The organism is Dickeya lacustris (genome assembly GCF_029635795.1).
Taxonomy (GTDB): Bacteria; Pseudomonadota; Gammaproteobacteria; order Enterobacterales; family Enterobacteriaceae; genus Dickeya; species Dickeya lacustris.
Map to the genome: position 1 here is coordinate 1,770,434 of NZ_CP114280.1, position 18,495 is coordinate 1,788,928.

The 18,495-nt window shown below is 54.6% G+C and carries 16 protein-coding genes; 11 read left to right on the forward strand and 5 right to left on the reverse strand.

What is annotated here, in order from left to right; genetic code table 11:
• The first annotated feature begins 245 nt into the window (after positions 1-245).
• Positions 246-1,109, forward strand: a complete 864-nt coding sequence (locus O1Q98_RS07995; protein ID WP_125258342.1) for a MurR/RpiR family transcriptional regulator — start codon at positions 246-248, stop codon at positions 1,107-1,109.
• 224 nt (positions 1,110-1,333) lie between these two features.
• Positions 1,334-2,437 (forward strand): D-alanine--D-alanine ligase, encoded by a 1,104-nt coding sequence (gene ddlA / locus O1Q98_RS08000; protein WP_125258341.1) that lies wholly within the window; start codon positions 1,334-1,336, stop codon positions 2,435-2,437.
• A 213-nt stretch (positions 2,438-2,650) separates the two neighbouring features.
• Here the strand turns inward: ddlA and O1Q98_RS08005 are convergent, their stop codons facing one another.
• Together O1Q98_RS08005 and O1Q98_RS08010 are read right to left on the reverse strand one after the other, a co-directional pair.
• A complete protein-coding gene (locus O1Q98_RS08005; RefSeq protein WP_125258340.1) occupies positions 2,651-2,935 on the reverse strand; it encodes a YciI family protein in 285 nt (94 codons plus the stop codon).
• Between the two features lie 17 nt (positions 2,936-2,952).
• Entirely contained in the window at positions 2,953-3,345 is a 393-nt protein-coding gene (locus O1Q98_RS08010) for a VOC family protein (protein ID WP_125258339.1), read from the reverse strand.
• Between the two features lie 132 nt (positions 3,346-3,477).
• On the opposite strand from O1Q98_RS08010, the gene O1Q98_RS08015 reads away from it, so the two are divergent.
• Positions 3,478-3,966: a GNAT family N-acetyltransferase gene (locus O1Q98_RS08015; RefSeq protein ID WP_125258338.1), complete on the forward strand. Its 489-nt coding sequence runs from the start codon at positions 3,478-3,480 to the stop codon at positions 3,964-3,966.
• 76 nt (positions 3,967-4,042) lie between these two features.
• Positions 4,043-4,282, forward strand: a complete 240-nt coding sequence (locus tag O1Q98_RS08020) for a DinI family protein (protein WP_125258389.1) — start codon at positions 4,043-4,045, stop codon at positions 4,280-4,282.
• Between the two features lie 140 nt (positions 4,283-4,422).
• Here O1Q98_RS08020 and O1Q98_RS08025 read toward each other — a convergent pair whose 3' ends face one another.
• Positions 4,423-4,974, reverse strand: coding sequence for a GNAT family N-acetyltransferase (locus O1Q98_RS08025; protein WP_125258337.1), 552 nt, complete (start codon positions 4,972-4,974; stop codon positions 4,423-4,425).
• Positions 4,975-5,102: 128 nt separating this feature from the next.
• Complete coding sequence (locus tag O1Q98_RS08030) at positions 5,103-5,525, reverse strand: hypothetical protein (protein ID WP_125258336.1); 423 nt, start codon at positions 5,523-5,525, stop codon at positions 5,103-5,105.
• A 628-nt stretch (positions 5,526-6,153) separates the two neighbouring features.
• Here O1Q98_RS08030 and nifJ point away from each other — a divergent pair.
• The 6 genes from nifJ (at position 6,154) to O1Q98_RS08060 (ending at position 16,089) form a co-directional block, all read left to right on the forward strand.
• Positions 6,154-9,687, forward strand: coding sequence for a pyruvate:ferredoxin (flavodoxin) oxidoreductase (nifJ, locus tag O1Q98_RS08035; RefSeq protein WP_125258335.1), 3,534 nt, complete (start codon positions 6,154-6,156; stop codon positions 9,685-9,687).
• Positions 9,688-9,984: 297 nt separating this feature from the next.
• Entirely contained in the window at positions 9,985-11,022 is a 1,038-nt protein-coding gene (locus tag O1Q98_RS08040) for a L,D-transpeptidase family protein (protein ID WP_125258334.1), read from the forward strand.
• Between the two features lie 287 nt (positions 11,023-11,309).
• The gene (locus O1Q98_RS08045; protein WP_125258333.1) at positions 11,310-11,765 is read left to right on the forward strand and encodes a MarR family winged helix-turn-helix transcriptional regulator; all 456 of its coding nucleotides are present in this window, start codon (positions 11,310-11,312) and stop codon (positions 11,763-11,765) included.
• Positions 11,762-12,883 carry an HlyD family secretion protein gene (locus tag O1Q98_RS08050; RefSeq protein WP_125258332.1) on the forward strand — a complete coding sequence of 374 codons (1,122 nt, stop codon included), beginning with the start codon at positions 11,762-11,764 and terminating at the stop codon, positions 12,881-12,883. Before O1Q98_RS08045 ends, O1Q98_RS08050 begins: the two co-directional genes overlap by 4 nt.
• Positions 12,884-12,890: 7 nt before the next feature.
• The gene (locus O1Q98_RS08055) at positions 12,891-14,492 is read left to right on the forward strand and encodes a DHA2 family efflux MFS transporter permease subunit (RefSeq protein ID WP_125258388.1); all 1,602 of its coding nucleotides are present in this window, start codon (positions 12,891-12,893) and stop codon (positions 14,490-14,492) included.
• A gap of 100 nt (positions 14,493-14,592) precedes the next feature.
• On the forward strand, positions 14,593-16,089 hold the full coding sequence (locus O1Q98_RS08060) for a mannitol dehydrogenase family protein (protein ID WP_125258331.1): 1,497 nt from the start codon (positions 14,593-14,595) through the stop codon (positions 16,087-16,089).
• A gap of 73 nt (positions 16,090-16,162) precedes the next feature.
• Here the strand turns inward: O1Q98_RS08060 and O1Q98_RS08065 are convergent, their stop codons facing one another.
• Positions 16,163-16,372: a helix-turn-helix domain-containing protein gene (locus tag O1Q98_RS08065; RefSeq protein ID WP_125258330.1), complete on the reverse strand. Its 210-nt coding sequence runs from the start codon at positions 16,370-16,372 to the stop codon at positions 16,163-16,165.
• 453 nt (positions 16,373-16,825) lie between these two features.
• On the opposite strand from O1Q98_RS08065, the gene O1Q98_RS08070 reads away from it, so the two are divergent.
• Positions 16,826-18,352, forward strand: coding sequence for an MFS transporter (locus O1Q98_RS08070; RefSeq protein WP_125258329.1), 1,527 nt, complete (start codon positions 16,826-16,828; stop codon positions 18,350-18,352).
• Positions 18,353-18,495 lie beyond the last annotated feature (143 nt).

Below are 18,495 nucleotides of genomic sequence, written 5' to 3' on the forward strand. Positions count from 1 at the left end.
ATATGAAATGAAAATTTCATTTTAATAGGAAATAAAATAAATGTTGATTATTGTGATCCAGCGTGGATTTTCGAAAAACCCAGCAATAACGCGACCCGATAGCGTTTTATCGTTCAGTTAAGCGGCGAGCCAATTGAATTATTTATTCTATTTTTCACGTTAAACATCAGAAAACGGTTTGAAATGCCGGTTCAACTCACTAGAATCTGAGCGACTGTATCCCGCCTGCGTGACGGAGAAGAATCATGGCGATGGCGACCAACCTGAGAGAATTACAACAGCAAATCCGCGCCCGGTACGACACACTCAGCAAACGCCTGCAACAAGTGGCCCGCTATGTGCTTGATAACACCAATAGCGTCGCGTTCGACACCGTAGCCATCATCGCCGAGCAAGCCGATGTGCCGCCGTCCACGCTTATCCGTTTTGCCAATGCGTTTGAGTTCAGCGGGTTCAATGAAATGAAACAGCTGTTTCGCATGAATCTGGTTGAGGAAACCGCCAGCTACACTGACCGCGCGCGGCTATTCCGTGAAATGGAAGAAGCCGCGCCAGAACGCCCGCAAGACATATTGCATGAGTTTGCGCGATCTAACGCCCAGGCGATGCAACAGCTCGCCACGCGTACCGCGCCTGAAACGCTGGAAAAAGCCGTCGAGTGGCTGGCGCAGGCGCAAACCATTTATATCGTCGGGCTACGACGTTCATTTAGCGTGGCGGCGTACATGGCGTATGCGTTAAGCCATCTGGAGAGTCGGCCGGTACTGGTCAATGGGCTGGGCGGCATGTTTCACGAGCAGCTATGTCGGGTCAGCGAACAGGATGTGGTGGTGTCCATCAGTTTTTCGCCCTACGCGCCCGAAACCGTGATGGCAAGCGAACTAGCCGCCCGCGCCGGGGCGCGCCAGATAGTCATCACCGACAGCCAACTCAGCCCGCTTGCCAGCCTCAGCGATGTCTGTTTCGTGGTAAAGGAAGCGCAGGTGGATGCGTTCCGCTCCCAGTCAGCGACGCTCTGTTTGGTGCAATCGCTGATGGTGTCGCTGGCCTACCGTCAGGGCAACCGCCAGCCAACACGGCAATTATCCTCGCCACCTGCCGCCAAATGACCGCGTGTTTCGCTGCGCCTGCGCCGATGACCATCGCGCGGCGACAGCCTCATCACTCGCCATGAACCGGAAAATCATGGCGAATATTGCCGCATTCACATGCACGTATCTGATGGAAAAAAGTCCCGTCGTCCGGCCTGAAATGATACTCTTGCAGCCCTAGATCAAATAACGTCTTATCAGGCAGTAGCCAGTACAACTGATCCCATAACGGAAAGAGTGATATGAGTAAAATTCGGGTTGGCGTGGTTTTTGGTGGTAAATCCTCTGAGCACGAAGTGTCTCTCCAGTCGGCAAAGAATATTGTGGATGCCATTGATAAAACGCGGTTCGATGTCGTGTTGTTGGGCATCGACAAGCAAGGCGAATGGCACGTTAATGACGCCTCCAACTACCTGCTGAACGCGGATAATCCCAAGCTTATCGCCCTTAATCGCTCCAGCCAGAATGTGGCGTTGATTCCGGGGCAAACCCATCATCAGTTGATTGACACCCAGGGCGCGGGCGCGCTATCGCAGATTGACGTTATTTTCCCTATCGTACACGGCACGCTGGGCGAAGACGGTTCGCTGCAAGGGTTGCTGCGTATGGCGAATATCCCGTTTGTCGGCAGCAGCGTGCTGGGCTCGGCAGTCAGCATGGATAAAGACATCACCAAACGGTTATTGCGCGATGCCGGTTTACAGGTCGCCCCGTTCGTGACGCTGACGCGCGCCAACCGCGCGCGCCACAGTTATGACAGCCTGAGCGCGGAATTAGGCCTGCCGCTGTTCGTCAAACCGGCGAATCAGGGGTCATCGGTTGGCGTCAGCAAGGTGCGCAACCGCGCCGAGTTCGACGAGGCGCTGGCGCTGGCCTTCCGTTATGACCACAAAGTGCTGGTCGAGTCGGCGATTGTCGGGCGGGAAATCGAATGCGCGGTACTCGGTAATGACTACCCGAAAGCCAGTCTGTGCGGCGAAATCGTCCTGCATGACGAATTCTACTCTTACGATACCAAGTACATCAGTGAAGCCGGTGCAGCGGTGGCGATCCCGGCCCCGATGGATGACGCCGTGCATCAGCGTATTCGTGAACTGGCGCTGCTGGCTTTCCAAACGCTGGATTGCCGTGGCATGGCGCGAGTAGACGTGTTCCTGACACCAGATAATCAGGTGATCGTCAATGAGATCAACACGCTGCCTGGTTTTACCAACATCAGCATGTACCCCAAACTCTGGGAAGCCAGCGGCCTTGGCTACAGCGAGTTAATTACGCAACTGATAGAACTGGCGCTGGAGCGCCATGCACAAGACACAAACCTGCAAAGTTCTGTCTCGCCAGAGTAACCCGGATGGTTCGCCGTGCGCCCGGCGCGGCGGTTGCGGCTATCCGCCAGCGTCTCGGCGAGCATGCGTCATTTTTACGACAACGGTATAACCGCAGGTCATATAAACGTAAGTCGTATAAATATAAGCCGTATAAACGCAAAGAGGGCGTACCAGTACGCCCTCTTGTCGCCAGCCAGCCCGGCTGACTAAGCCGGGTTTCTCTCATCAGCATCACACGCGGCTTAACATCGCAAAACTGTCGCTGGTCATAGATGGCTGAAAATTAATTACCTCATAGCTTGCCACCGCCTGAAACGGATCTTGTTTGAGAAAATCCTCCAGTGCGGCACGCTCAATACTGCGGGCCAGAATCACCCCGCCGGTACGCGGGTTCTTGCGCCCCGAGGCGATAAATATTCCCTGTTCATAGCCTCGTTTGAGCCAGGTGACGTGCGATTCCAAAAATCCCTCAACTTCATCCATTGGCGCTGTGTATGTCAGACTGATGATAAACATGGTCGTTCTCTTCATTATCAGTCGGCTATCGGCCAACGCCCGGCTTGCAGCACCATCCGATAACCGTCGGGATCGACAAACGTTTTTCCCAGCCGATCCCAGTAAGGATTAAATGACGTCACCACGCTGAACCCGGCCTGCACCATACGCTCACAGGTTGCCTGCCACCGTATCGGCTCGGGAATGTACAGCACCAGTAAATCGTCTTCCGTCGGAGTCGGTCTGACCGGATGGTGATGGCAAACCGTAAACTCCAGATGCCAGGCCAACCCCGGTAGCCCCAGCATAACACCACTGAATCCATCATGTTGCGCAAACGCGCTTAATTTCTGCAATCCTACGCCATCGCAGTACATCCGTTCACTACGCGCCAAATCCGTGACCGGCCTCGCCACTCGCAACGTGGTCATATTTTGCTCCTTTTGGCTTCCAGATACAGTGATAGCACGGTTTTAAAAAATTGACCACAATAAGAAATCCTCTTTTTTATCATGGAATTATATGGAATAGTACGTTCACTTTCTGATAATGGCGCAACCGATATGTCTCCTCATCATTCCCCCCTGTTCTCCATCCAGCCGGAAGCCGTTGACCAGCCGGAGGTGCTCGCGCTGCTGGCACAGTTGGATGCGTATCAGTCAACGCTGTACCCGGCGGAGTGCTGCCACTTCACTGATTTGCGCACCGTGGCGACGGATAAACTGATTTTTTTGGTTATTCGCCACGCAAACGGCCACGCCGTAGGCTGTGGCGCAATCGTGTTGCGTAAACCGGGTGAGGGCGAAATGAAGCGAATTTACCTCTCGCCTGAGTGCCGGGGCAGCGGAGCGGCCGATCAACTGCTCAGACAACTGGAAAAACGAGCCCATCATGCAGGTTGTTGGGTTATCAGGCTGGAAACCGGCATTCATCAACCTCAGGCGATCCGCCTGTATATGCGCCATGGCTATCAAATACGCGGCCCGTTTCCCCCTTATGGCGACGATCCGTTGAGTGTCTATATGGAAAAAACGCTGGCGAAAAGCGCATAAAAAAAGCATTGCGCCGATTCACGCAAACGCTGTATATTCAACCAGTATTTTTTATGGAGACACAGCAATGGCAGCAATGTATGTAGAGCTGGTTTACGACAAAAGAAACGTGAGCGGATTACCCAACGCGGCAGAACAGATCAAAAACGAGCTGACCAAACGGATTCACCGGGTATTCCCAGACGCGGAGATCAAAATCAAGCCGATGCAGGCGAATGCAATTAACTCCAACGCCAGCAAGCAGGACAAATCCACCATCAATCGCATCGTCGAGGAAATGTTTGAAGAAGCCGACGAATGGCTAGTCGTTGAATAATCATTATCGTCTACGCCAGCCCCCTGCCCACCGCAGCCTGGCGTAGACGTCAACCGCCATCGCTCGTCAGCTCCCGCCCGGTTGTCTTATTTTGCTGCCCCACGGCGAAACCCCATCCCAATTCTCCTATCAGCGACGCATCAGGCAGAAAGTTGCATGCGTGACGGCTCCATCATATAAACGGCGACCGTTTCCTGCCGCTGGAGCGTATTCAAGAACACCACCCGCAGCCCCAGGGAGTGAAAACCGCATTTCAGCAGCACCCTGCCAGAAGCGGTATTTTGCGGTAAATGACAACCGTAGATTTTTTCGATACCCAGTTCATTAAAGGCGAATTGGCAGAGCATGCGGCTGGCTTCAGTGCCCAGCCCCTGCTGTCGAAAGGCCGGTTCCAGCCAGTAACCAATTTCCGGGTGCGCCGTTTCCAGCGATACCAGTGAAATAGCGCCAATAATCTGTTGGCTGCCTCGGTGACAAATGGCATAAGCAATGCCGTTGCGCTGTAGCCAGTATTGCTGGAAATCGGCAATCCAGCGTTGTACCGCTTCAAGCGAGCAGGGATAAGGAATGAGTAGCGTCATGGCCGATATGCTCGGATCGCTATTTAGCAATGTGCAGATAGGCCCGGCATCGTGGCCGTGTAACGGGCGCAGTATCAGGTGTTCGGTGGTCAGTGAGGGTTGTGGCGACATGGTGCTCTCCTTCTCAGTCGCGCCAGCACAGCGGGCATGTGTGCCTTATGGCGTACTGTTTAGGTGGCATTCTCATCGGCCACGGTTCCAGAAAGGTGCCGCGCACCTTTCCGCGCCCAGGAAACCGTTCATGAGTAAAGCAGCGTGGCCACCTGCTCGCTTTCTTCACGGGAATAGCCGCCGTATGTCATCGCCGCGACAAAGGTGCTGCGATCGATATTCGGGTAGACCTGCTCATTGAGCACGATGCGCCCTACCTCTTCAGGGGTCAGCTCGGGAAACTGCCCGTGAATACCGCCCACCACGTCACGGCTGGCATAACCCAGTATGCGAATAATACCGGCGATTTCCAGCGCGGATGTCTCATCCTGATAGGTGGAGTAAATGACATCTGCGATCAATTTCGACGTTAATACGTTCACTCTGGACACATCGCTATAACGACTCCCCAGGGACTGCACGATATGCATGATAGCCTCTTGCGGCCCGTAGCCCCTTTCGCGGATTCGAGCTAATACCGTCACCATTTTTTCTCTCAGATCGTTAAACATAGCGCTGCTCCTTCCGTCGAAATCGATAATCAGCCCGAAGACCGCGAAAACTCCCCCTGGAGTAGAACCGCTATCCTTAACCCTCGCGTCTGGGATGTTTACACCTGAGGCATGACGTATCAGCATCAGGTACATCATGGTATTACTTTCAGCATAGGCGCAGATGCCTATCCTTCCACTGACTTATCACGCTTTAAAGGTACAGGTTACTTTTTTCCATCCTGGCTCACATCTTGAGTATAGACATAGGCTTAACATCTCGCCGGATAGAAACCTCTTCACATATTAACGTCAATTTAACCGGTTCATTACAGCGTGTCCGGTCACATTCTTCGCCGGAAAATATCCGCCCCATGAGAAAAACGGGCGCGTGGCGGTCTCTGCTCGTCCAGCGAAAGAAAACAACGCCTCACTCCTCTGATTAGCCGACTATCACTGCAAACGCCTTGCCCAAGCTGTTATGATGCGGGCAGCAACCATGACGGTGCTGTCTTCAATACCGGGCCATACGCCTATACACATCTTGAAACAACTCTGCCAGGTCAGCGTCGGTCAAAAAACTCAGCGAGATAGCGATAATAAGCCCCCGCAGGGTCATCAATTCAGCAATCAGTGAGAAGGTTACGTCATGATCACCACCGATGGTAATAACGCGGTCGCTTCCGTTGCGTTTCGCACCAGCGAAGTCATCGCCATCTACCCCATTACGCCCAGTTCGACCATGGCGGAACAGGCCGCCGCCTGGTCGAGTGACGAACGCAAAAATATCTGGGGAGACACACCTCGGGTGATTGAGATGCAATCGGAAGCCGGTGCCATCGCCACGGTACACGGCGCGCTGCAAACCGGTGCCCTGTCCACCTCGTTTACCTCATCGCAGGGGTTACTGCTGATGATCCCGACGCTGTACAAACTGGCCGGCCAACTGACGCCGTTGGTATTGCATGTCGCCGCACGCACCGTCGCAACGCATGCATTGTCGATTTTTTGTGATCATTCCGATGTGATGGCGGTACGCCAAACCGGGTGCGCCATGCTCTGCGCCAGCAGTGTGCAAGAAGCGCAAGACTTCGCGCTGATTGCGCAAATGGCCAGTCTGAATAGTCGCTTGCCGTTTATCCATTTCTTCGATGGTTTTCGCACCTCGCATGAAATCAATAAAATTGCGCCCCTGAGCGATGATGTGTTGCGCACGTTGCTGCCACAGGCTGCAATTGATGCCTACCGTGAGCGAGCACTCACACCCGATCGCCCGGTTATCCGGGGAACGGCGTCCAACCCCGATACGTTCTTCCAGGCACGGGAAGCAACCAACCCGTGGTATGACGCCGCCGTTGGCCATGTCGTACAGGCGATGGATGATTTCGCTGGCGTCACCGGCCGCCAGTATCAGCCTTTTGAGTATTACGGCCACCCACAAGCCACACGCGTGGTGGTTATCATGGGTTCAGGCAGCGGCACCTGTGAAGAAGTGGTCGATGCGCTGCTGGCGCGCGGCGAAAAGGTCGGGGTGGTGAAAGTGCGCCTTTATCGCCCCTTTTCGGCACAACACCTGCTGGGCTGCATCCCGCAGAGCGCGCAGCGCATTGCCGTGCTCGACAGAACCAAAGAGCCGGGTGCGCTGGCCGAACCGTTGTATCTGGATGTGATGACGGCACTGGCAGAAGCCTTCTCTCGCGGTGAGCGCTCGCTGATGCCGCAAGTCATCGGTGGCCGTTACGGGCTCTCCTCCAAAGAGTTCACGCCGCAGTGCGTAGAAGCGGTATATAACGAGTTGGCGCTTACTAACCCCAGAGCGCGTTTTACCGTCGGTATTTATGACGATGTGACCCATTTATCACTGCCGCTGTCCGGGCAACCGATGCCGACGCAGATGTCGCTGCAAGCGCTGTTTTACGGCCTTGGCAGCGACGGCACGGTTTCTGCCGCCAAAAACTCGATTAAAATCGTCGGCACCGCTACGCCGTTGTTCGTTCAGGGGTATTTCGTCTACGACTCCAAGAAAGCCGGTAGCCTGACGGTCTCACACATGCGCGTCGGCCCGCACCCGATTCACTCGGCCTATCTCATTGAACAGGCGGATTTTGTCGCCTGCCACCAATGGCAGTTTATCGAGAAGTACAGCATGGTCGATCGCCTGAAACCGGGCGGAATCTTCCTCGTCAATGCCCCGTATAGCGCAAGCGAACTGTGGGCGCGGTTGCCACAAGAGGTTCAGGCCGGTTTAAACCAGCGGCAGGCGCGGGTGTACTGCATTAATGCGGCCAAAATCGCGCGGGAGTGTCAGTTAGGCGCACGCATCAACACCGTGATGCAGATGGCCTTCTTCCACCTGACGCAAATTCTGCCGGGCGAGAATGCACGCGATAAACTGCGCGACGCCATCAGCAGCAGTTATGGCAACAAAGGCCAGGAACTGGTCGAGCGGAACTGGCAGGCGCTGGATGCCACGCTCGCTTCACTCGACGCCGTCGCGCTGGAACCGGTCAATCCGGCCAGCCCACACCGCCCACCGGTCGTGTCCAATGCCGCCCCTGATTTTGTAAAAACCGTGACCGCCGCCATGCTAGCCGGGCTGGGTGACAGCCTGCCGGTGTCGGCCCTGCCGCCGGACGGCACCTGGCCTACCGGCACCACCCAGTGGGAGAAACGCAACATCGCAGAGCGTATCCCGCTGTGGAAAGCTGAACTCTGTACGCAATGCAACCACTGCGTTGCCGCCTGCCCGCATTCGGCTATCCGCGCGAAAGTCGTTCCGGCCACGGCAATGGCGGAGGCTCCGGCGTCACTGGCCTCGCTGGACGTGAAGGCGCGCGATATGCGCGGCCAAAAATATGTACTGCAAGTGGCCCCTGAAGATTGCACCGGTTGTAACCTGTGTGTCGAAGTCTGCCCGGCCAAAGATCGCCAAAACCCGGACATTAAAGCCATCAACATGGAGCCGCGTCTGGAGCATGTCGCGACAGAGAAAACGCACTACGATTTCTTCCTGACGCTGCCGGAAATTGACCGCAGCCAGATTGAACGCATCGATATTCGTACCTCGCAGCTGATTACCCCGCTGTTTGAATACTCTGGTGCCTGCTCAGGCTGTGGCGAAACCCCCTATATCAAGCTGCTGACACAGCTCTATGGCGATCGCCTGCTGATTGCCAATGCCACCGGCTGCTCGTCGATTTACGGCGGCAACCTGCCCACCACACCGTGGACAACCGACGCCAATGGCCGGGGCCCGGCCTGGGCTAACTCGCTGTTTGAAGACAATGCCGAATTCGGCCTGGGCTTTCGCCTGAGCGTCGATAGCCACCGCCAGCGCGCGCTGCGCCTGCTGGAGCAGCTGAGTGACCAGCTCCCGCCAGAATTGGTCGAGGGCCTGCGCGACAGCCGTGTCACCGTTGATGCACGCCGCGAGCAGATTGCCCAGATGCGCCAGTTACTGCAAACGCACACCAGCGATGCCGCGCGCCAGTTGTCAGCCGATGCCGACCACTTGGTCGAAAAATCCGTTTGGCTGATTGGCGGTGACGGCTGGGCTTACGATATTGGCTACGGCGGCCTTGACCACGTGATGAGCCTGTCGGAGAACGTTAACGTACTGGTGCTGGATACCCAGTGCTACTCCAACACCGGCGGCCAGCAATCCAAAGCGACGCCGCTTGGCGCCGTCACCAAATTCGGCGAACACGGCAAGCGCAAAGCGCGTAAAGACCTGGGCATCAATGTGATGATGTACGGCCATGTCTATGTGGCGCAAATCTCACTGGGCGCTCAGTTAAACCAGACGGTTAAAGCCATTCAGGAAGCCGAAGCCTGGCCGGGCCCGTCGTTGATTATCGCCTACAGCCCGTGTGAGGAGCACGGTTATGATTTGGCGCACAGCCACGAGCAAATGCGCCAGCTCACCACCACCGGATTCTGGCCGCTCTACCGATTCGACCCGAGACGCGCCGAGGAAGGGAAACCGGCGCTGGTGACAGACTCACGCGCACCGTCGGCCAGCCTGAGCGATACGCTGCTCAACGAGCAACGCTTTCGCCGCCTGAATACCCTACAGCCGGATGCCGCCGCCCAGCTCTATGCCGAAGCCGAAGCTGACCTACGCCGTCGCTACGATTTTCTGAGCATGCTGGCAGGAAAAGCGGAGAAAAATACGCCGGAATAAGCGCACAGCGCGCCGCAGTATGACAAAGGGAGCATTCTGCTCCCTTTATCGTCTGTTACGTTGACCAGTGGTTATAAATCAACCGTTTTGATGACAAAGAAATGTAATGGATTGTACATCGGGTTTTCCTGTCACCATTCTGAACATATAATGCGCATCCGGCCAGTTGTGAGCCGGAGATACCGAATGATTCCGGTGGCAGTCACCAGGCAGCCAGACGACCAGCAACCCGAGTCATACCGGTATAACAACAATTCCTTTGCCACAATGGCTTTAACACTCAACAAAGACATGAAAATGAGTATTCGCGCGATCCTGACATCAGTAGTTGTAACGGTGGCGGCTTTCAGCCAGACAGCTCTCGCCGTGGTTTATCCCTTGCCAGCGCCAAACAGTCGGCTGGTCGGTGAAAACATTGAAGTAACCATTCCTAAAGACAGCACGGCTCCGCTGGAGCAATTCGCTGCCCAATACCAGATGGGCCTGAGCAACCTACTGGAAGCGAATCCGGGCATCGACGTTTATCTGCCGAAGCCGGGCAGCACCATGATTGTACCGCAGCAGTTGATTCTTCCTGATGCGCCGCGTGAAGGTATTGTGATCAACACGGCGGAAATGCGTCTGTACTACTACCCGAAAGGTTCAAAAACCGTGGTCGTGTTGCCTATCGGTATCGGCCAGTTGGGTAAAGACACGCCGATTAACTGGGTAACATCCGTGCAGCGTAAGAAAGAGCGCCCAACCTGGACGCCCACTGCGGCCATGCACGCAGAATATGCCGCTCGTGGCGAATACCTGCCGCAGGTTTACCCGGCAGGCCCGGATAACCCGATGGGCCTGTATGCGCTCTACATCGGTAAGCTCTATGCGATTCACGGCACCAACGCCAATTTTGGCATCGGCCTGCGCGTCAGCCACGGCTGTGTGCGCTTACGTGCAGACGACATCAAGTACCTGTTTAACCACGTTCCGGTCGGCACCCGCGTACAGTTTATTAACGAGCCGGTAAAAGCCACCGTTGAGCCAGACGGTTCACGCTACGTCGAGGTTCACAACCCGCTGTCACGCACGGAAGAAGAGTTCAATTCATCAGCGCCAGCGCCAATCAAACTGACACCGGTTGTCAGCAAAACACTGGCAGATGCCAGCGTGAGCGAGAACGCCGTCAACCAGGCGCTGCAAAACCGTGTCGGTATGCCGGTCAAAGTCAACGGCCCGGAAGAAACCGCGCCGGTTGCACCGCAGGCTCCGGCCATCCAGCAGACCAGCAGCCCGGATAACACCCAGGCACCGGCTACGACGGTGGTCTCCACCACCGCATCCAGCCAGTCCTAATCCCCCTCATCAGGGCAGCCCATCCGCTGCCCTGATTTTTTCTGGCGCGTTCCTTCGCCGTCAGCCTCACATTTACCTATCGCTTTACCCTCTGTAGCCTCCGGCACAACACGCGGCAACCACCTATGTTAAATAGCCTATGCCCCACCGCCACATCGTGCAGCGCCTGCCTAAATCCGCTATTGCCCGCCAATGAGACTTTCACGCTCAAAATCAATTGACTTGTCATCTATTGATTTGGTTAACTAATACCCATCCGATATTTCATTCACTCCATGAGTACCGTTATGTCACAGACTGAGTCTTCCGCCCGCCGGAATTTTGCTATCCAGTTAGGCCAAACCACCCGCCTATGGCGACGGGTGATAGACCGGGAACTTCAACCCTACGGCTTAACCCAAGCCGCCTGGCTCCCGTTGTTGTTCATTGCTCGTGGCAATACGCCTATCCATCAAAAGGCGTTGGCTGAATCGCTGGGGCTGGATGCCTCGGCGGTCGTCAGAGTCCTTGATAATTTGCAAAAGCAAGGCGTGATCGAGCGTCGTGAAGGCAATGATCGCCGCTTTAAGGAAATACACCTTACCGAGAGCGGCATTGAACTGGTCAACCGGGTAGAACTGATCGCGGCACAAGTACGTCATCACGCCTTAGAAGGGCTCGACGAGCAGGATATCCAACATGTCAGCCGGGTGATAAGCCAGGTTATCGACAATCTCGCTAAAACAGAAAGCCGTCAGTCATGAATCATCACACCTCAAAACTGGCGGGGCTGCGCCGCCTGAATCCGCGTCAGCGTACCTTTTTACTCACTGGCAGCACGCTGTTGTTATTGATAGCGCTCGCCTTGTCATACTGGTTTCACCAGCGCTTGACCCACGTCAACGAAACCGATGCCCGCGTCATGGGTGAGGTCATTTCGCTGGCCAGTCGGGAAAGCGGCTGGCTGGCCGCCCGGCCGGTTATTGATGGCGATATCATCAAAAAAGGCCAGTTGCTGGCTCAGATTGATGATCGCGAAGCCCGTCTAAAACTGGCGGAACAAGAGGGAACGCTGGCTGCCGCCGATGCACAAATCATTTATAGTCAGACCCAACGGCAAGTGACGGATTTAACCACTCAGGCGGCGCTGGATGAAGCGCGGGCCAATCTCTCTTCTGCAGATTCTGCCGTGACCAATGCCAGCTCTCAGCTCGCCCTGGCGCAAAACAATTTTCAGCGCGACGATCAATTACTGAAAAGCAACCTGACGCCACGAAAAACCTGGGACGAATCCCATACGCAATTATTACAACGCCAAAGCGAACTGCATGAAGCACAGGCGCAGCGCACGGCTCGGCAGGCTGCGTTGAATAACGCCGAAGCACAGCGCCACACCTTGCAGGTGCAAGACAGGCAAATCGAGATGCAACGCCAACAGCGTATTGCCTTACAAGCGCAGCTTGATCAGCTAAAACAGGATATTGCAGACCGTGCCCTATACTCACCGATAGATGGCGTAGTGGACAGAACCTTCGTCAATAGCGGCAGTTATGTGCAGGCAGGGCAGTGGATTATGTTGATTCACTCGCCTCATCACGTGTGGGTGGAGGCCAATATTAAAGAAACCGCTATCGGGCAAGTTAACGTCGGGCAATCTGTTGATATACAAATCGATGCCTACCCGGACAAGCATTTCAGCGGCAAAGTGATTCGCGTCGGCAATACCGCCACCAGCCAGTTTGCCCTGCTGCCCAGTCCAAACCCGTCAGGCAACTTCACGAAAATTACCCAACGCGTACCGGTTCGCATCGCACTGGATACCCCTGATGAGAGCCTGAAACCGGGGTTAATGGCGGAAGTGAGCATCCATGTCGCCAAATAAGCCTGTGTTGTCGCCGCTTGAAAGCCAGGCCGCCCGCTTTGGCGACAGCTACCGCTGGCTGGCCACCTTTACCATCATGCTGGGGACGATTGCCACCACCGCCACCGCCACCATCGTGAATGTCGCCATGCACGATATCATGGGGGCATTTGGCATGGGTCAGGATCAGGCGCAGTGGCTCTCTACCGCGTTTCTCGCTTCAATGACGGCCACCATGCTCGTCACGGCATGGACACTGGAGCGGTTTGGCTACCGCGCTACCTATGTCGGGGCACTGGTTATCTTTGTGCTGGGCAGTCTTCTTGGCACGTTTAGCCAAAGCAGCGCAGAGGTGATTATCGCCCGAATTCTTCAGGGCGGTGCCAGCGGCATTATCCAGCCGTTAGCCATGATTATTATCTCGCAGGTTTTTCCGGTTTCAGAGCGAGGCAAAGCAATGGGTATTTATGGCGTGGGCGTGGTGCTGGCCCCGGCATTAGGCCCTGCGGCAGGCGGCCTGATGGTCGATTCTCTCGACTGGCGCGCCGTATTTATGGTGGTGGTGCCATTTTGTCTGGCAGGAATAGCTGCCGCCGTGGTGATTCTTCCGGCTAAAAGCCCTCACCGGGCTGGTGCCACTCATCAATTTGATACCGCAGGGTTTATTCTGCTGGTGATTGCGCTAACCGCGTTGCTGGCGGGGCTCTCAAACGGCCAACGTACCGGGTGGGATTCACTGTTCATCATCAGCCTGCTGGCGGTCGCCGTTATCACGATGCTGCTGTTTATCCTGCGCGAATTCACCACGCCGCACCCGCTGCTCAATCTGCGCGTGTTTGCGAATCCCGCCTTCACATCAGGCTGTATCGTTGCCTTTGCGTTAGGTGCCGGTATTTATGGCTCAACCTATATTATTCCGCTATTTGTCCAGAGTATTCAGGGGTATACCCCAACACGCTCAGGCTTGTTACTAATGCCCGCCGGATTAGCCCTTGGCATGGTATTTCCGCTGGCCGGTTCATTAAGCGATAAACTCAGGCCGCATACGTTGGTGATGATAGGGCTGCTGCTGTTTGGCTTATCATGCTGGTTATCCAGTGAAGCCGACACCGACACGCCGTTCTGGACAATGGCCTGGTGGATTGTGATTGGTCGGGTGGGTTTGGGCCTGATGCTCCCCGCCATGAATGCTGGCGCACTGCGGGCCTTGCCGCCTCACCAGTTGGCACAGGGCGCGGGCAGCCTCAACTTTGTGCGTCAGCTCGGCGGCGCGATGGGCGTCAACCTGCTCTCTGTCTTTATCGAACGGCGCACCACCTTTCATGGCCAGATGTTGTCGCAAGCGTTAATGCTGGATAATACGCGCAGCCCTGATGCGATTCGCCAACTCGGCCTGCTATTCGGGCACGCGGGCAATCCACTTGGCGACCCGCTCAGTACCAGCATTAATCCCGGTATCATGACTTACCTGCTCTCGGTCTTGACGCCTAAAGCGCAAATGTTCGCTTATCAGGATGGTTTCTTTGTCGTGGCATTATTCTTTTTCTTTGCCATGCTGCCCGCATGGTTTATCCGGCCCCGTCCCGTGCTGAACCCAACGGATACTGCCTCGCGCACTCAGGGTTCCTGACACTGTGAAACATCTTCAGAACACACAACATGATGGTTGCCGCCCGTTGCAAAGGCCGTTAAGGTTGGGCGGTTAATTTTCTCACTTCAGGACGCCCGATATGTCCAGCAACACCTTATCCAGTAACGAAAAAAACATCTCCAATGTAACCCTTCCCGATAACGTACTGTCACCTGACTATGACCGGCAGCGCGTAACACCGCGTATCGTTCACATCGGCTTTGGCGCATTTCACCGCGCGCACCAGGCATTGCTGACTGACCGGGTGCTCAGGCAGCATGGCGGCGATTGGGGCATCTGCGAAGTGGTGTTATTCAGTGATGACACCCTGATTTCAGCGCTACGTCGTCAGGATCACCTTTTTACCGTGCTGGAGAAATCGGCACAGGGCAATCAGGCGATTATTGTCGGTTCCGTTTGCCGTTCGCTGCATGCGCGGGTTGAGGGGATCGCGGCGATTCTGGCACAGTTGGCAGACCCGGACGTCGCCATTGTGTCGCTAACCATTACCGAAAAAGGCTATTGTCGGGCGGGTAATCGCGGGGAACTGGATAAAGATAATCCACTGGTACAACAAGATATTGCGCATCCACGCCAGCCGTCGTCGGTGCCGGGTATTCTGGCTGAGGCGCTACGCCTGCGCCGGGAACGTGGCATTGCCCCATTCTCGGTGCTCTCCTGTGACAATGTGCCGGAGAATGGCAAGGTCACACGTCAGGTGGTTATCGATGCCGCTCGCTTGCAAGACGCGTCTCTGGCGCAGTGGATAACCGAGCACGTCACCTTCCCCAATACCATGGTCGATAGAATTGTGCCAGCCGCCACCCCGGAAACGCTGGCTCAAATTGCCCAGGCAACCGGTGTTGCAGACCCATGCGGTATTGCCTGTGAGCCGTTCATTCAATGGGTGGTTGAAGACAACTTTGTCGCCGGCCGACCGGCATGGGAGCACGCGGGCGTCCAGTTGGTAGACGATGTACTGCCGTTTGAAGAAATGAAGTTGCGCATGCTTAACGGCAGCCACTCATTTCTGGCTTACCTTGGCTATCTGGCCGGTTATGAGCACATCAACAACTGCATGGATGACGCAAACTACCGCCGTGCCGTGCGCCACCTGATGCTAAAGGAACAAGCGCCAACGCTACAGGTCAGCGGTATCGATCTCGAGGCTTATGCCGAACAGTTGCTTGAGCGCTTCTCTAACCCGGCGCTCAAACATCGCACCTGGCAAATTGCGATGGATGGTAGCCAAAAACTGCCTCAGCGCATGCTGGCCTCGCTACGCTGGCATCTGGCTCGCGGCAGCGATCACCGCGCACTTACGCTGGGCATTGCCGGCTGGATGCGTTATGTCGGTGGTATGGATGATGCCGGGCAACATATCGATATTCGCGATCCGCTGGCAGAGAGCTTGCAGCACATCGCCCAAAGTACGCCGGATACACACGAAAGGGTACAAGGTTGGTTATCCGTTAACGCTCTGTTTAGCGACGATCTCCGCGCCAACAAAGCCTGGGTGGAAGAATTAACCCAAGCTTATTTATCACTGCGTGACCACGGGGCAGCAGCCACTGTTGCCAGCCTGTTTAAGCATTAATATCAGTATCTGAGGGCATTATAGGCCCGCGACGGGATAAGCGGTTCATCCGGTCGCGGGACATCCGATACCGTTACTCCTCGGCTTGATACTCCAGCACATCACCCGGTTGGCAAGACAACGCGCCACAAATTTTTTGCAGCGTATCAAACCGGATGCTTTTCACCTTACCGGACTTCAGTAGAGAAAGGTTTTGCTCCGTGATACCGATTAACATCGCCAGTTCACGGGATTTCATTTTTCTTTGTGCCAACAGCACATCGAGTCTGACAACAATTGGCATGACAACTTACCAAGAAACTGACCTATAGCCCGATAAAATACTCCGTCTTGCCGCGTGAGGTAAATCACATTCAGGGCAAGCGCAAGCGCCTCATATCACAACCTGATCACAATTTATCGCCATTTTTTACAATTATGCTTGCTTTTTCTTCTCTGAAACTGCGAAATGGTGTTGATGAATTCACCACTCTCATTGGAATGACTTTCTTCACCACCCCATTCTTTTATTGTTAAACAGTAAAAAAACAACACATAACAGCAAACTACTGCGTTTCTCTTCTCTTATCCCTGAATCAAATTAAAAAAACTTATTTCATGATCTCCATGACAGATTGCTATTAAAAGCCCTCAGGAACGGGATGGCTAGTTTACTTTTGTCGCGATCAGGCAAATGATAAGAACATAAGTTCATTTCAAATGAAATAATGTTTTAATATTGTTAGGCGAATTGACTATGAGTAAATCTATTACGTTCAAACACACGCTCTGCTACGGCAGTGCGAACCTGCTAGGCAGTGGCGCATTAGCCATTAGTGGTGCCTGGTTAATGTATTTTTACACCACATTCTGTGGATTAACCTTAGTTCAGGCCGCCGCCATTTTCTCTGTGGCGAGCGTTATCGATGCTATCAGTAACCCTATCATGGGTTACATCAGTGATAACTTCTACAACACCCGTATTGGCCGTCTTTTAGGCCGCCGTCGTTTCTTCATTCTGGTGGGTATCCCGCTGGTACTGGTCTACCCGATGCTGTGGGTGGAAGGGTTTGGTTTCTGGTATTACCTGGCGACTTACATCGTATTCGAGCTGATTTATACCTCGATTATGGTGCCATACGAGACGCTCGCTACCGAAATGACCACCGATTTCAAAATGCGCTCTAAACTGACAGGTTCTAAAGCCATTTTCGGTAAAGTTGCCAACTTCCTGGCTGCGTTCATTCCGGGGCAATTCATCGGGATCTATGGTAAAGACTCTGCCACGCCATTCTTCTACACCGGTTTGGCTTACGGCGCGATTATGTGTGCTGCCATGATTGCTCTCTACCTCACCTCCTGGGAACGTTCTCCATCTGAAGTGACGCGCGAGCACACTCAGAATCTGTTGCAGTCACTGAAGAAACTGAGCACCGATATGGTCTCTACTTTCCGTCTGCGTATCTTCCGTAAACACCTCGGGATGTACCTGTTCGGTTTCGGTGCTGAATGGCTGTTCGCTTCCGCGTTTACCTATTTCATCGTATTCGGCCTGAAACAAAGCACTGCCGTTGTTTCGCAGCTCAACAGCTTCAGTTCGATAATGCAGTTTATCTCGACCTTCCTGTTCATCGGCATCTGCGTGAAAATGGGCTTTGGTCGTCCGTATCGTCTGGCCCTGATGGTGGTTATCGTCAGCGTGATTGCGTACGCCGCGCTGTACTTCACTGGCTGGTCTCAGACAGCGATGATCGTAGTGCTGTTCGGTATCACGGCGGTTTTCGGCCTGAGTACCGGTGGTATCTACTACATTCCGTGGACAGTCTACACCTTCCTCGCCGATGTGGATGAAGTGCTGACAGGCCGCCGTCGAGAAGGGATTTATGCCGGTGCCATGACCTTCGCTGGTAAAATGGTTCGCTCTGTTATCGTCTTTGCGATGGGATGGATTCTGAGCCAGTTCGGTTTCGTCTCTGGCAAGGCAGCTCAACCAGAAAGTGCGGTATTGGCTATCGTTGGTGTCTTCTCTCTGGGTGTGATTGCATTGGCTGTCGTGGCAATCTACTACAGCGCACAGATGAACCTGGATCGCAAAAACCACATGATTCTGTTGCAAGAAATTGCCCGTATCAAAGCCGGTGGTGCCATTGCTGATGTGCCAGCAGAAGCCCGCGCCGTAGCTGAAGACCTGACGGGTTGGAAATACGAGCAGTGCTGGGGCAATAACCCACTCGGAGCACAGCAGGAAGCGCCTGAGCCGGTTGTCGCAACGTCACCCCGTTAAGACTACTGATTAACGTGTTTTAATGCCGCCCACTTCACACCGGGCGGCATTGTTATTTCATCACCCCCACCGATTGGTGGCCGGACATTTCCCTAACGCATTACCTCCAGCCCCTGCCAGCCAACCTCCCCTTGTCCGCCAAA